This window comes from Telluribacter humicola (assembly GCF_017355935.1).
GTDB lineage: Bacteria > Bacteroidota > Bacteroidia > Cytophagales > Spirosomataceae > Telluribacter > Telluribacter humicola.
Map to the genome: position 1 here is coordinate 114,396 of NZ_JAFIQT010000003.1, position 15,558 is coordinate 129,953.

A 15,558-nucleotide genomic window follows, 5' to 3' on the forward strand; every position below is an offset into this window, starting at 1 on the left:
CCAACTTTTTGTCACTCCCGCCAACTATTTTATTCAAAACTTATTTAACGGTTTCCGATGAGCGTAGCTGGTAAAAAAGCAGGCTCCCAGTCTATTCAATACCGGGAGCCTGAGTACTTCTAAGAGATCCTTAGAGACCTGCGTCATCTGAGACGCCCTGCGCGAGAGCAGTCCAGTCGAGGTGGTCGCGGCCTTTGGCTCGGGCCGAGATGAGCCGGTCGCGTAGCATGCTCGCCAGGGGCATAGGTGACTGTACCTCCGACGCTGTTTCGAGTACCAGGTTGAGGTCTTTCAGACCCAGCGGCAGCTTAAAGCCTACGGGTTCGTAAGTATTCTTAGCGATCATGCGGCCGTAGTTCTGGAAGATAGGCGCCGCAAAGAGCGTCTGCGTAAACATCTCATAAATGGCCTGCCGGGCTATCCCACTCTTTTCGGCCATGGTAAAGGCCTCGGCCATCATCTCCATACTGGCGGCAATCATGTAGTTACCGGCGAGCTTGACCACATTGGCCGCCCCTACCTCATCGCCAAAGTCAAACAGGCCCTTTACCAGCGGCTGTACCACGGCTTGGGCCCGCTCCCTGGCCGCTGCTTCACCCGAAAGGCACAGATTACCTACCCGGGCGGACACCGCGTCGGGACGGGCAAAAATGGGAGCCGCTATGTAGGCTACGCCGTACTGGGCATGCTGGTCCGCGAGGCGGCGGGCAGTAGCCGGGGCGATGGTACTCATAGAAATATGCAGACCGCCTTCACCCAATCGTTCCAGTACTTCCTTACTGAAAGTGGCTTCCACCGCGGCATCGTCAGCGAGTACAGATATTACTACTCCGCCGGGTGTTACAGCCTCTTCGGGACTATCGGCTTCTGTGGCTCCCTGATCCAGCAGCGACTGAGCTTTTCCTTTAGTACGGTTCCATACGGTGAGTTCGTGGCCGTCCTGAATAAGGTTGGCGGCGATAGGCGTACCCAGGGTTCCTAGCCCCATAAAGGCAATTTTTTCGGACATGGATTTTAGCTATTAGTGGTTAGCAGGTCGTATTTAATTTCTGGATTTCGCTGACCGGTTCCACGGTTTTGAACCGTGGAACCGGTATTAGTAGTACCTATGGTACTGTGCAGAACTGTACCATAGGTATCAGTATGACGTCCTACACCTGTATCACCCCTACATTAAAGGGTCGGGTAATAGGGGCGTGATTAGCGGCTTCGATACCCATGGATATTACCTTCCTTGATTCGACGGGATCAATGATACCATCTACCCACAGGCGGGCGGCGGCGTAGTAGGGCGATAGTTCCCGGTTATAGCGGTCAGTGATTTCTTTCAGTAGCTCCTGCTCGGCTTCGGGAGTTATTACTTCTCCCTTAGCTTTGAGCGAGGCCGTTTCGATCTGTAGCAGCGTCTTGGCCGCCGAGGCCCCACTCATCACCGCCATCTGGGCAGTAGGCCAGGCGTAGATCAGGCGCGGGTCGTAGGCCTTGCCGCACATGGCGTAGTTACCGGCTCCGTACGAGTTGCCTACAATGAAAGCAAACTTGGGTACTACCGAATTAGCTACCGCATTGACCATCTTGGCTCCGTCCTTGATGATGCCCCCCTGCTCGGCCCGGCTGCCTACCATAAAGCCCGATACATCGTGGAAGAACAGTAGCGGTATCTTTTTCTGATTACAGTTCATGATAAAGCGGGTGGCCTTGTCGGCCGAGTCAGCGTAGATCACGCCTCCCATCTGCATCTCGCCTTTACCCGATTTTACCATCTTGCGCTGATTGGCTACAATACCTACCGCCCAGCCGTCTACCCGAGCGTAGGCACAGAGGATCGTCTTGCCGTAGTCGGGCTTGTACTCATCCAGCTCGCCCCTGTCCACGATGCACTCCAGTATATGGCGCATGTCGTAGGGCTTCATACGGTCAGCAGGAAGCAGGTCATAGAGTTCCTCCGGCTTTCGTGCGGAAGCTACCGGCTCCTTCCGGTCAAATCCTGCCTTGTCCGAATGTCCCAGCTTGTCCATGTGCCTCCTGATAGCGTCGAGGCAGCTCTGGTCGTCGGGGTACTTGTTGTCGGTCACGCCTGATATTTCACAGTGCATGGTAGCGCCCCCCAGAGTTTCGGCGTCCACATCTTCACCAATGGATGATTTCACCAGATACGGCCCCGCCAGGAATACCGAGCCGGTACCTTCCACGATCAGTGCCTCGTCGGACATGATGGGCAGGTAGGCCCCACCGGCCACGCAGCTACCCATAATGGCAGAGATCTGGACGATACCCATGGCTGACATCTGCGCGTTGTTCCGGAAGATGCGTCCGAAGTGTTCCTTATCCGCAAATACTTCCGACTGCATGGGCAGGTACACGCCAGCGCTATCCACGAGGTAGATGATGGGCAGGCGGTTTTCCATGGCTATCTCCTGCGCCCGCAGGTTTTTCTTGGCCGCGATGGGAAACCAGGCTCCGGCCTTGACGGTAGCATCGTTGGCTACTATCACACAGGGCCGGCCCGACACGTAGCCTATACCCACCACTACCCCACCCGAGGGGCAGCCGCCTTCGGCTTCGTACATGCCATCCCCCACAAAGGCCCCTACTTCCAGCAACTCTGAGTTGGGGTCGATGAGGTACTGGATGCGCTCGCGGGCGGTCAGCTTTCCTTTCTTATGCTGAGCTTCGATCTTTTTGGGTCCTCCTCCCAGCTTGACGGTTTCGTAGCGTTGTTTAAGTTCTTCGAGTAGTTGATGAATAGTATCCTGAGTAGTCATTGGGCTTGATGAAGTGTATTTTGGAACAAATGGAATAGTCGGGTAGCCCCTGATGTTGCCACCCGTGAATATATTATAAAACCATATCCTTTTCCATTGTTCTAAAATAAAGAAGACGTCCGGCTCTCGCCAGACGTCTTCCTGTTGTATCTATCAGCTATGTCAGCCCCGGTTATTGTGCCGGTTCGGGATCCAGCGACTTTATTCTGACGGTAGTATCTATGGCTACTTCGGCAGTACCTTTATCCTTCTTCCCGAATACCGAGAAATGAATGTAACGACTAGGATTCTCCCGCAGATTGGTCATCAGCTTATTCATGCTGAGCAGGGTGTAGTTCAGGTTATTGTAGAGGGCCTCATCATTAGCCAGCTTGCCCAACGTACCATCTCCGGACTTGATCTCTGTCAGAATGCCCTTCATCTCAGTAATAGTCTGACGGGTGGCAGCGAGGGTTTCACCCAATCGGAGGGCATTCAGCGAGTCAGCAAACGTGTTGGTCTTAGCCAATATCGGTTTTAGCTGCTTTTCAGTCTGGACCAGCGAATTCGTCAACTGATTGAGGTTAGCCGTCAGAGCCGCGATATTGGCGCGGTTATCTTCCAGGGTACCTTTTAGTACCTGACCAGTTTGATCGTAGTTACGAAGTACCTGATTGAGAATAGTACCGGTTTCGCGGAACCCCAGGGCTACCACGTTCAGATGAGCCATAAGTGAGTCGGCCTGATCGATTACCGGCAGGGCCTTCTCCTGTAGTAAAGATGAGATACCGGCCTCCTTCTTACCTACCAGCGTATCCTGGCCATTAAGCACCGGACCGGTTGAAGCCATATCCAGCCGGATGACCTTACCTCCCAGCAGACCTCCATCGTCAAGTACCGCTACAGTACCCTGATGTACCTGTATGTCTTTGTTAACATCGAGAGTCACCAGCAGGTGGTTACCTCTATTCTGCATGATAGTAATCTCACTCACGCGCCCTATTGATAAACCGTTAAGTAATACAGGGTTAGATGCTGTAAGACCATCTATATTATCATAAACAACGTAGTATTTGTTAGTGCGGGAAAAGAGATCAGAACCTTTTAAAAAATTAAAGCCGAAGTACAGCATCGTCATAGTAACGACAGCCAGTAATCCGACTTTTGCTTCCTTTGATATTTTCATGGACTAGTAGTGATGACAGAACTAATTGCTATTTTCGCTACGAAAATACAATTAATATCGTTCCATCTCACGCTTGTATTGTTTAAAAGCGGTGTAAAGCGATTCGGCTACCTCGTCCTGTCCCCGATCCGAATTCAGATAAGACTCTTCGGTAGGGTTGCTCAGGAAGCCGGTCTCTACCAGTACACTAGGCATGGTCGTACGCCACAGTACCAGAAAGCCTGCCTGCTTCACTCCCCGGCTGGAACGCTGGGTAATGGTCTTGAACTGATGCTCTACGTGATCAGCATAACGTAAGCTGCTGGTCAGGAACGCGCTCTGGTAATTGGCCAGCATGATATGCGCCAGCGGCGAGTCAGGATCAAATCCTTTGTACTTCTGTTTGTAGTTATTTTCCTGAAGGATAACGGAGTTTTCCCGCTTGGCTACTTCCAGGTTACCTTCGGTCTTGTGAAGACCCATTACGTAGGTTTCGGTCCCCCTAACCCGGCTGGAACCAGGAGCGTAGTTGCAGTGAATAGAAACAAAGAGATCAGCCCGGTTACGGTTGGCGTAGGCGGAGCGGTCAGCCAGGTCCACAAAAACATCCGATGTACGGGTATAAAGTACTTTCACCTCCGGCATTTCTGCCTTAATTTTACGGCCCAGAGCCAGAGCTATTTTGAGGGTAGTACGTGACTCGCGAGCCACCCGTCCGCGGGTGCCGATGTCGTGGCCTCCATGTCCGGCATCAATAACAACTACGTCAATTTTCCGCGGGTCGTTCTCTGGTTCGGGTTCTTCTTGAAAAGCAAAGGCTACACTCAACATCAAACAACCTGCTGCGCCTACGATTTTAAGAACTTTTAACATTAAATTTAGGGTTGGTGCGTTACTTGAAAGAGATTTCTCTGCTAATTTTGGCTTCTTATTGCAAAAATAATCTAATTGTACAACTGAAAAAACAAGCTATTATTATATGGCTGGGCCTATTCGTGGTTCTGCTAGTGGGACAGGCTAATGCCCAGCAGCGGAAAACGCGTCTACCAGGTCTACTCCGTCAGCCCCAGTCCACTCGCCCGGTTACAAACCCGGCGGACGGCACAGTTGTACCCGGAACGGCGGTTCCCGGAACGGCAGTTCCCGGTATTAGTGTACCCCGACTCGACACCATTCCTGCGGATACCAGCCAGGCGGGAGCGGGCTTAGCCGTTACAACTGACTCCACCCAGACCGATACTCTGGCTTCACAAAGCGACCTGCAGTCGGTAGTAGAGTATGCCGCCGAAGACTCTACCATTATGGATGTAGACGGCAAGCAGGTGCACTTGTATGGTAATGCCCAAGTTACGTACGGGACCATAAAATTGCAAGCGAATTATATAAGGCTTAACTGGGTAACGAACGAAGTGTTTGCAAAAGGTACTTATGACTCTACGACTAAGAAGGCAGTCGGGGAACCTATATTCCAGGATGGACCGGAGACCTACAACAGCCGTGAGCTACGGTATAACTTCAAGACCAAGAAAGGATTTATTCGAGAGATAGTGACCCAGCAGGGCGAAGGAAACATACGCGGAGACCGAGTCAAGCGGGACAACGTAGGGAACCTGTATATCAGAGGATCTATCTATACTACCTGTACCCTGGCGGAGCCGCACTTCCACATCAATGCGCCCAAGCTCAAAGTAATTGAGAACAAGCAGGTCGTGTCGGGGCCATTTAACTTGGTCATAGCTGATGTACCCTTACCAATAGGCCTTCCCTTTGGCTTTTTTCCCTTCCCCAAAAAGAAAGAAATAGGTACTTCAGGAATCTTATTTCCGCAGTATGGTGAGGAGCCCAACGGGCGTGGTTTCTACCTGCGCGACGGGGGCTACTACTTTGCCATCAGCAAATACGTCAATGCCGCCATTACCGGGCAGATCTATTCTACCGGTAGCTGGGGAGCCGGTATAGCCTCTACGTACGCTATGCGCTACCGCTACAATGGTAACTTCGCGTTCCGATTTAACCGCAACCGCTCCGGCGACGAGATCGACCGGATACTAAGAGTACCCGGCCGTAATGACTTCAGCCTGCTGTGGTCGCATGCGCCAGTCCCCCGGGGTAATTCTACCTTCTCGGCCAACGTCAACATCACGAGCAACAGCTTCAACCAGTTCAATGCCATCGAGACGCAGCGGTATATATCTAACATCGCTACTTCATCGGTACAGTATAACCGTACTTTCGGACAATACGCCCGGGCCGGAGCCAGTGTGCGTGTCAACCAGAACTTCGGCCAGTACAGCCAGCAAACCGGACGACGTGAAGGTGGTAGAACAGCCGTATCGTCCGACTTCAACTTTGGCATCAACCAGATCGCCCCCTTCGCCCTTAACGGCGGTACCGGGCGCTGGTACGAGAGTTTCCGACTGGGTATGGAATTTACTGGTAACTACACCGTATCCAATGCCCTTACTCCCATTGATACTTCATTCTCCCGGCTTGGATTTATCATTGCTAATCCGGTAGATACGTCACGAATCAAAAGTGGTGACGTGGTTATCCCGTTTGAGTTTGCCAACCTGCCCACCATGCTCCGCGATGCGCAGTTCGCGGGCCGGTACTCACTCCCTATCTCGCTGCCTAACTTTAAGTTGCTGCGCTATATCAACTTTACTCCCAATATATCTTTACAGGGGGAGGTATTTACCAAGAAATACAACTACCAGTACCTGGGCAACAACCGGATCCGGATCGACACCGTCAATACCATCTCCACCGAATACACCTATGGGTTCGGAGCGGGAATGAACACCCGCTTTTATGGTACTTTCTTTGTACGGGGGCGCCGGCTGGAAGCCATCCGGCATACGGTAATTCCATCCCTCTCATTCAGCTATACGCCTGATTTCTCGACCAACAGCAGCTTTTATCAGCAGGTGACTATCAACGACATAGGCGACACCCGTCTGCTGTCGCGTTTCCGGGGGCTTGGAAGTGGTATCGGTGGGGGATCATCGCGTGCAGCGGGGGTGGTATCGTACAGCCTCAACAACTCCTTTGAGATGAAGTTACGATCCAAGAGTGATACGGCAGCTTCCCAATTCGAGAAGGTATCTCTGCTGGACAACCTTAGTATAGGAGGGTCCTATAACATGCTGGCTGACTCACTTAACCTATCCAACATCAACGTTAACGCCAACGCCCGGATCGGACAGAACCTGAACCTGAACTTCAACATGAACTTTGATCCCTACGCGTATATACCTGATACACGCGGATCATTTACCAGCGCGACAGGAATCAAGATCAATGAATTTGCCATCACCAGAGGACAAGGGCTCGCCCGACTCCAGAACCTGAACCTGGCTCTGGGCACCAGTTTCTCACCAAAGAAGGGGAACAACAAGACCCAGCCCACTCCGACCGGGGTAAACAATATCACTACTCCTCCTAATAATCCTTTGGTAACAGAGGAGCAAATGGAGTTTATAGAACGGCACCCGGATCTGTACGTGGACTTTAATATTCCCTGGAACGTGACGCTGAACTATAACTTCGGCCTGTCACGCATAGGCTTACAACAGCCCAGCCTCATACAGACCGTCAACGTGACGGGTGACCTGAGCCTGACGCCCAAGTGGAAACTAAGCGTTCAGTCCGGTTTTGACTTTGTGGCTTTCAGGCCATCCATTACTACTCTTTCGCTCTACCGCGACCTGCACTGCTGGGACATGAGCTTCAACTGGACTCCTTTTGCCGGTAGCCAGTTCCGGGCTAGTAACTACAACTTTACGCTGAAAGCTAAGTCATCGATCCTGCAGGATCTTAAACTATCCCGCCGCCGCTCCTTCTACGACCGGGGTGGTTATTAAGAGCAGCCATCTACTGGCCCCGCCTATACACCACAAGAGCGGCCTCCCCGTCTGGGGAGGCCGCTCTTGTGGTGTAATACTATATAATCAGAAAGATTACTTCTTGGTCGATGCTTTGGCAGCCTGATCTTTCGAAACTACCTCACCTTTCAGGAACAGCGTAATGCTTGGTGACTCGGAGTTGCTAAATACAGTTACCGACTTATTAAAGGTACCCATAGCAGCGGCATTATACGTAGCCTTGATCGAACCAGTCTTACCGGGTAGTACAGGATCTTTGGTATAGCTGGGAGTAGTACAGCCACATGAGGCACTTACGTTAGAGATAACAATCGGATCAGTACCTGAGTTGGTGAAAGTAAACTCATGGGTAACAGGCTTACCCTGCTCTATTTTACCAAAGCTATGCGTTTCTTCCTTAAACTTCATTACCCCTTTCTGCGCATAACTGAAGGTTGCTACTGATAACAACACTACCAAAACTGAAAAAAACTTTTTCATGATACCCTCAAAATTTAGTTGTGAAAAATTTGTTTGCTAAGACAACACTTGGTTAGTATACAAAAGGTTTGCCAAACTTTTGACTATTCAGGCTCTTCTCCAACAAAGAAACATAAGAATTCGTTTTTTTGAAAGGAGAAGGATTTTAATTTATTTTTGACGTAAAACGTTCAAAGCTGTATATTACTTACACAATTATCGAACGTGCTGTTACCGGAAATGCTATGCTTATAAACGATATTTTGCCCAAAAATAGTGTACTTAGTCAGGAGAAGATCCTTGAAGACTATCGCATGGCCTGCGAGAGCCGACAGGTAAGCTTACTGGGGCGTAAAGATGTGATGGGCGGCCGGGCAAAATTCGGAATATTTGGTGATGGTAAGGAGGTAGCACAGGTAGCGATGGCACGTGCTTTCCGGCTGGGTGATTTTCGCTCGGGCTACTACCGTGACCAGACTGTTGAAGCGGCTCTGGGTAATCTGACGTGGCAGCAGTTTTTTGCTCAGTTATACGCGCACGCTGATATAGCTCACGATCCCCATACGGGTGGGCGCTCTATGAATGGCCACTATGCTACCCGCTGGCTTGACGCGGATGGACACTGGCGCGACCAGACCCAGCTCTATAACTCCGTATGTGATATCTCACCAACGGCCGGACAGGTTCCGCGCTCTCTTGGACTGGCTTATGCCTCCAAATTATACAGGCTCAACGAAGCACTGCATCAGCTCAGTACCTTTTCAAAACAGGGAAATGAGATTGTATTCGGCGCTATCGGTGATGCCTCTACCTCGCAGGGGATGTTCTGGGAAACTATGAATGCGGCCGGCGTCTTACAGGTGCCGCTTCTGATGTCGGTATGGGATGATGGCTACGGTATATCCGTCCCCATCGAGTACCAGACGACCAAGGGTAGTATATCCAAAGCCCTGGCCGGCCTGCAGCGCACCGAAGACGAAGCCGGTATTGAGATATTTACTGTGAAGGGGTGGGATTACCCTGCTCTTATTGAAACCTACCAGAAGGCTGCCGCCCTGTGCCGAACCGAACAGGTACCTGTACTGGTACACGTGCAGGAGCTTACTCAGCCGCAGGGGCACTCTTCATCCGGCTCCCATGAGCGCTACAAAAACAAAGAGCGCCTGAAGTGGGAAGCTGACCATGACTGCAACCCACGGTTCAGAGAGTGGATACTCGAGAATGGCTACGCTACCGAAGAGGAAGTAAATGCCATCGAAAAAGAAGCGAAAGAAACAGCCCGCGATAGCCGCAACAAAGCCTGGAAAGCGTTTCGTCACGACATCGAGGAGGAACAGCGCCAGGTAGTAAGTCTACTCGAAAAGGTTTCGCAGGAGGTATCCAACGGACAGGCGATACAGGAGCTGACTACTGAGCTACGCAAAACCTATCAGCCCCTGAGACGGGACAGTGTATCTACCGTACGCAAGGCCTTACGTATATTGGCTACGGATGCTCCGGAAGTGCGGCGTCCGCTGCAGGACTGGCTACATCAGGAACTGGAAAACAATGCAAAGCGGTACAGTCATAACCTGTACAGCCAATCGGATGAATCACCCCTGAAGGTAGAGGCAGTCTCGCCTACCTACGAAGAAGCCAGCCCTATGCTGGACGGACGTGACATTATCCGCTCCTACTTCGACGCACTTTTTACTAGGGACCCTCGTGTGGTGGCTCTAGGAGAGGATGTAGGGCATATAGGTGATGTGAACCAGGGAATGGCTGGCTTACAGGAAAAATTCGGTGAGATTCGTATTTCTGATACGGGTATTCGTGAAACGACTATTATCGGTCAGGGTATAGGCATGGCCATGCGTGGCCTTCGCCCCATCGTGGAGATCCAGTACTTCGACTATATATTCTACGCGCTGGCTACCCTTACCGACGACCTGGCTACCCTGCGCTACCGTACAGCAGGCGGCCAGAAAGCACCGGTAATCGTGCGGTCGCGGGGCCACCGTCTGGAGGGGATATGGCACTCGGGTTCACAACTGGCTGCTATGCTCGGAAGCCTCCGTGGCATGCATGTACTGGTACCCCGTAACTTTACTCAGGCGGCTGGCTTATATAATACCCTGATCAAAGGCGATGATCCGGCTCTGGTAATAGAGCCGCTCAATGGCTACCGCCTCAAGGAGCGTCTGCCTTCCAACATTGGAGAGTTGTGCCTGCCCCTGGGTGAGCCCGAAGTACTGCATGAAGGTACTGACGTCACTGTCGTAACCTATGGCTCAATGTGTCGTATTGTACTGGAAGCAGCCGTACAACTCGAGCAGATGGGTATTAGTGTAGAAGTAATAGATGTGCAATCGCTCCTGCCTTTTGACATCAACCATCGCATTGTAGACTCAATCCGGAAGACCAATCGGGTCTTGTTTGCGGATGAGGATGTACCAGGTGGTGCATCGGCTTATATGATGCAGCAGGTAGTGGAGAGACAGAATGCTTATCGCTGGCTTGACTCTGCTCCACAGACCTTGTCGGCCAAGCCACACCGCCCTGCTTACGGTTCCGATGGAGACTACTTCTCGAAGCCCAACGTAGATGACGTATTTGAGGCGGTTTATGCCATCATGCACGAAGCAGAACCACAGCGTTTTCCTTCTTTGTACTGATCCGGGGGCGTATGTACCGAGCTTTTGGTAAAAGGTTAATAGATGTTACGGCGGCGGCGGCAGGACTAATGGTCCTGTCGCCGCTTCTTCTTATACTCACCCTACTCCTCTGGTTTGCCAACGGTGGCTTCCCCTTCTTCCGCCAGCTACGACCCGGTCTGCACGAAAGGGTATTCACGCTGGTCAAGTTCAAGACCATGAATGATCGCCGCGATGCCAGCGGCCAGCTACTCCCCGACAGCGAACGGCTGACTCCCGTAGGGCGGTTTGTTCGCAAAACCTCCCTCGACGAACTCCCTCAGCTCTGGAATGTACTCCGGGGCGACATGAGTCTGATCGGCCCGCGTCCGCTGTTGGTCGAGTACCTGCCCCTGTACAACGAGCAGCAGCAGCGCCGCCACCAGGTACGTCCGGGCATCACCGGCTGGGCCCAGGTCAATGGTCGTAACACCATCAGCTGGACGCAGAAGTTTGCGTATGACGTGTGGTATGTAGATAATCTGTCACTCGGGCTGGATCTGAAAATCCTTCTCCTGACCATCTGGAAAACCATTCGCCGCGAAGGCATCAGCTCCGCTACCTCCGTTACGATGGAGAAGTTTGAGGGCAATGGATGAAAAGAATTCTGAATTTTTGAATGATGAATGCTGCGTTTTTTAGTTATTACTACTAGAAAGAGGCAAGTGTGTGTAGAATACATCTATAACTCAGAATTCACTAATTCATAATTCTAACCCTATGCTACTGTACGGTGCCAGCGGCCATGCCAAAGTAATAGCCTCCTGCCTCCACTCCAACGGACGGACAGTTAAAGCTGTTTTTGACGATGATCCGGCTAAGAAATTGCTGGGTAACATTCCAGTGGTAGGTCCTTATAATCCCTCGTATGAGCACGAAAGAGCCATTATTGTCGCTATCGGCTATAATGATGTTCGCCGCAGGATAGCTCAGCAGGTTCAGCACCCGTTTGGAAGGGCTGTTCATTCGTCGGCTCTGGTAGATCCCAGTGTCAGGGCAGGTGAAGGTACAGTCATCCTGCACCGGGCTACGGTACAGGCTGATACCACCATAGGCCGTCATGTCATTATCAATACTGCCGCTTCTGTTGACCACGACTGCCGTATAGCTGACTTTGTACACATAGCACCGGGGACTATCCTGTGTGGAAATGTACAGGTGGGCGAAGGTACCCTGATAGGAGCAGGTACCGTGGTAGCACCTAACCTGACCATTGGCCGGGGCTGTAAAATAGGTGCCGGAACTGTAGTAGTCAAAGATGTACCTGATGGTGCCATCGTACGGGGTAATCCGGGTAAAGTGGTAGAGGTGGTGGATGAGTGGTAGTACTTTCCGAAAGCTTCTTTGATTCATATACACCTTACCATTAGCACATTACATAATGCCTCAGGATAAGATATGGCTGTCGTCGCCTCACCTCAGCGGAAACGAATTCAAATACGTACAGGAAGCTTTTGACACCAACTGGGTTGCCCCACTGGGACCTAACGTGAATGCCTTTGAGGACGAACTAGCCAGTTATGTGGGCACCGCTCACGCGGCGGCCCTGTCGTCGGGAACTGCGGCTCTGCACCTGGCGCTGGTGATGCTTGGGGTAGGTCCGGGTGATCTGGTGCTGTGCCAGTCTTTTACTTTCGCGGCCAGTGCCAACCCGATCATGTACCAGGGAGCCACGCCTGTATTTATAGATAGCGAACCTACTACCTGGAATATTTGTCCTGACGCACTCAAAACGGCTCTGGAAAAATATACTGCACGGGAGCAAAAGCCTAAGGCTGTGATCGGAGTACACCTGTACGGAATGCCCGCTCGACTGGACGAAGTACTGGCTGTCTGTGCTAAGTATGGAGTACCCTTTATAGAAGACGCGGCCGAAGCCCTGGGCTCCAGCTATCGGGGACAGAAGCTAGGTTCTTTTGGCTCTCTCAGCGTATTATCCTTCAACGGTAATAAGATCATTACTACCTCCGGTGGCGGCGCTTTGCTCTCTAATGATGAAGCACTGATCAACCAGGCTCGATTCCTGGCTACGCAGGCGCGTGATTCGGCTCCGCACTACCAGCACTCCCAGATCGGCTACAACTACCGGTTGAGCAATGTATGCGCGGGCATAGGGCGCGGACAACTGGAAGTACTGGACGAACGCGTAGCCCAACGCCGCTCTAACTATGACTACTACACACAGGTACTTTCTGACTTACCCGGTGTAACCTTTCAGCAGGAGCCCGCTGATTCTTTCTCCAATCGCTGGCTCAGCTGTATTACCATTGACCCGGCGTCATCCGGTGGTATCACCTGGGAAACTGTCAGGCTACGCCTGGAAGAGGAAAATATCGAGTCGCGGCCTCTCTGGAAGCCCATGCACCTGCAGCCCGTGTTTCAGAGTGCTCCTTATTGGGGTGGCCGGGTAGCGGAAGGGCTTTTTGAGCAGGGGCTATGCCTCCCCTCCGGCTCTAACCTTACTGATCACGATCGTAGTCGAATTGCAGAAATAATCAGAACTCTCTTTAAATGAAAAAAGCCCGGCCTTATGGCCGGGCTTTCCTATTTCTTTCAATGTTGTCTCTTTATTGAGCGGTTGTCAGGCTCTTCCCAATGCTAATGAGAGCTTCGGGAGACTGATAGCCGATTACTTTCTTGAGTACTTTACCATTGGAATCAATAAAGAACAACGTTGGGTAAGCTTCCAGCGGGAACAGACGTGACAACTGGGGACCTTCACCCTTCTCCATATCTACCTTCACATTTACGAAGTTCTTGTTGAACAGATCGCCTACATCCGGACGAGTAAATACATTTTTCTGGAGTAGCTTACAAGGTCCACACCAGCTGGCGTAGGCATCCAGAAAAATAATCTTCTTCTCTGCTTTCGCTTTCTTTACAACGGCTGCCCAGGCCGCTTCCGTAAATTGTATTCCTTCCTCAGCCGGCGCCTTGGTTGGTTTCTTATCACCCTCAGCCAACGCTGATGTAGCTACGATTAGTACTAGTCCCCACACCCACGCTACTCTCTGAAATGTTCTCATTAGATTTGGTTTTGTTAGATCCATGCTTACCAATAATTGTATAACGCCAGTGGCCCTGTATTTCGTTTCGTCCTTAGATAATTCTTCAGGGGCTATCTGACCGTTCGGGCTTTTGTACCACCAAATTATAAAATAAATTTTAATTGTGCCATTAGCCTCCTTCTATCCCCCCTTACAATGAGGCTATTCGGTGTTAGGGCAAAAATGGTGTACCTTTGCCCCCTACTAACCAGGTGAACCATGAAGATTAAAGAAGCGAAATTTATAACAAGTAATACTGACTACCGCCTTTGCCCGGAGCCGGACAGGCCGGAGTATGCTTTTATCGGACGCTCCAACGTCGGTAAGTCTTCGCTGATCAACATGCTGACAGATCGCAAAAATCTGGCCAAAACATCCCAGCAGCCGGGTAAGACCCAACTGATCAACCATTTTATGATCAATGACTCCTGGTACCTGGTAGACTTACCCGGATACGGTTATGCTAAGGTGAGTAAGACGGATCGTGAAAGCTGGCAGCCGATGATTGACAACTATCTCCGCAACCGGCCCAACCTGGTATGTACCTTTGTGCTCATAGATAGTCGTCACGATCCGCAACGCGTTGACCTTGAATTTATGGAGAAATTGGGCGCCGATGGAGTTCCCTTCCATATAGTATTTACAAAGGTGGATAAGCTGAAAAAGAGTAATCAGGTAGCGGCGCACGTAGAAAGTTACAAACAAAAGCTCCTGGAAGTATGGGAAGAACTACCTCCGATATTTGTGACCTCATCCGAGAAGGGAGAGGGACGCGAAGTACTCCTCGAAACAATAGAAAACTATAATCTGGCGTTTGAAGAGGCAAGGTCCCGGTAGAGTTGTTTACCGCCTAATCTTTCTGTTATTTTGCGGACAGAAACCGGGCCTGATCCTGATTTCTAATACCAGTTTGCTTGCTATTATCTAGTCATCAATACGTAAATAAGTGTTAAAGAAGAATCTGTAGGTATGGATTTGTTAAAAGAGATTGCCAATATTTCAGGTAAAAGTGGCTTGTACCGTATTCTCAAACCCAGCCGCGCTGGTGTGATCGTTGAAGGCCTCAATGAGAAAAGAGAGAAAACGATGATCGGCCCCACGGCGCGGGTATCTGTGCTGAAAGATGTATCGGTATTTACCGAAGGTGCTGAGGACTCTGTACCCCTGGCCGATGTATTTATGCAGATCCGTGAGAAGCACGGTGAGGAAGTAGAAGTAAATACGAAGACTGCCTCTGACAAAGAACTCATCGAGTTTATGGATGATATACTGCCTGAGTTTGACCGCTCACGGGTGTATATTTCTGATATCAAGAAGATCATCAACTGGTACAACCTCCTGTCGCAGTACGCACCTGAGGCGTTCGAAACCTCTACAGAGGCCGCTACAGAAGAAGCCACTGAGGATACAGCCACTGAGGAAACAGCTACTGTGGACACAGCCGAGACAGAAGAGTCAGCGCCCGTAGAAGCTAGCGGCGAAGCCGAAGCTACCGAGACAAAAGGCACCAAGTCTAAGAAAAACAAAGCCTAATCAGCTATACCCGACCGGCCTGCGCCGAGCGATGGACTATAAGCGAACCCCGTC

General features: G+C 51.0%; 13 protein-coding genes. 7 read left to right on the forward strand and 6 right to left on the reverse strand.

Translation table 11 applies throughout. The features are described from left to right. Positions 1-130: 130 nt before the first annotated feature. The 4 genes from JUB14_RS15810 to JUB14_RS15825 form a co-directional block, all read right to left on the reverse strand. Complete coding sequence (locus JUB14_RS15810) at positions 131-1,009, reverse strand: NAD(P)-dependent oxidoreductase (RefSeq protein ID WP_207507304.1); 879 nt, start codon at positions 1,007-1,009, stop codon at positions 131-133. Positions 1,010-1,151: 142 nt separating this feature from the next. After that, positions 1,152-2,765: an acyl-CoA carboxylase subunit beta gene (locus JUB14_RS15815; RefSeq protein WP_207507305.1), complete on the reverse strand. Its 1,614-nt coding sequence runs from the start codon at positions 2,763-2,765 to the stop codon at positions 1,152-1,154. Positions 2,766-2,937: 172 nt separating this feature from the next. Beyond that, positions 2,938-3,930, reverse strand: a complete 993-nt coding sequence (locus JUB14_RS15820) for an MlaD family protein (protein WP_207507306.1) — start codon at positions 3,928-3,930, stop codon at positions 2,938-2,940. Between the two features lie 51 nt (positions 3,931-3,981). Continuing rightward, positions 3,982-4,782, reverse strand: a complete 801-nt coding sequence (locus JUB14_RS15825; protein WP_207507307.1) for an N-acetylmuramoyl-L-alanine amidase family protein — start codon at positions 4,780-4,782, stop codon at positions 3,982-3,984. A gap of 122 nt (positions 4,783-4,904) precedes the next feature. Here JUB14_RS15825 and JUB14_RS15830 point away from each other — a divergent pair, with 122 nt between their 5' ends. After that, entirely contained in the window at positions 4,905-7,772 is a 2,868-nt protein-coding gene (locus JUB14_RS15830; protein ID WP_310586154.1) for a putative LPS assembly protein LptD, read from the forward strand. 96 nt (positions 7,773-7,868) lie between these two features. Here JUB14_RS15830 and JUB14_RS15835 read toward each other — a convergent pair whose 3' ends face one another. Next, positions 7,869-8,273: a DUF1573 domain-containing protein gene (locus JUB14_RS15835; protein WP_207507309.1), complete on the reverse strand. Its 405-nt coding sequence runs from the start codon at positions 8,271-8,273 to the stop codon at positions 7,869-7,871. Positions 8,274-8,497: 224 nt separating this feature from the next. Between JUB14_RS15835 and JUB14_RS15840 the strand changes: the two genes are divergently transcribed. The 4 genes from JUB14_RS15840 (at position 8,498) to JUB14_RS15855 (ending at position 13,439) form a co-directional block, all read left to right on the forward strand. Then, on the forward strand, positions 8,498-10,906 hold the full coding sequence (locus JUB14_RS15840) for an alpha-ketoacid dehydrogenase subunit alpha/beta (protein ID WP_207507310.1): 2,409 nt from the start codon (positions 8,498-8,500) through the stop codon (positions 10,904-10,906). Positions 10,907-10,917: 11 nt separating this feature from the next. Further along, a complete protein-coding gene (locus JUB14_RS15845; protein ID WP_207507311.1) occupies positions 10,918-11,523 on the forward strand; it encodes a sugar transferase in 606 nt (201 codons plus the stop codon). A 121-nt stretch (positions 11,524-11,644) separates the two neighbouring features. Then, a complete protein-coding gene (locus tag JUB14_RS15850) occupies positions 11,645-12,250 on the forward strand; it encodes an acetyltransferase (protein ID WP_207507312.1) in 606 nt (201 codons plus the stop codon). A gap of 55 nt (positions 12,251-12,305) precedes the next feature. After that, positions 12,306-13,439 (forward strand): DegT/DnrJ/EryC1/StrS family aminotransferase, encoded by a 1,134-nt coding sequence (locus JUB14_RS15855; protein ID WP_207507313.1) that lies wholly within the window; start codon positions 12,306-12,308, stop codon positions 13,437-13,439. A 52-nt stretch (positions 13,440-13,491) separates the two neighbouring features. Here JUB14_RS15855 and JUB14_RS15860 read toward each other — a convergent pair whose 3' ends face one another. After that, positions 13,492-13,950, reverse strand: a complete 459-nt coding sequence (locus tag JUB14_RS15860) for a thioredoxin family protein (protein WP_207507314.1) — start codon at positions 13,948-13,950, stop codon at positions 13,492-13,494. Positions 13,951-14,190: 240 nt separating this feature from the next. Between JUB14_RS15860 and yihA the strand changes: the two genes are divergently transcribed. Together yihA and JUB14_RS15870 are read left to right on the forward strand one after the other, a co-directional pair. Next, complete coding sequence (yihA, locus tag JUB14_RS15865) at positions 14,191-14,808, forward strand: ribosome biogenesis GTP-binding protein YihA/YsxC (RefSeq protein WP_207507315.1); 618 nt, start codon at positions 14,191-14,193, stop codon at positions 14,806-14,808. A gap of 132 nt (positions 14,809-14,940) precedes the next feature. Continuing rightward, a complete protein-coding gene (locus tag JUB14_RS15870) occupies positions 14,941-15,504 on the forward strand; it encodes a DUF5606 family protein (protein WP_207507316.1) in 564 nt (187 codons plus the stop codon). The last annotated feature ends 54 nt before the right edge of the window (positions 15,505-15,558 follow it).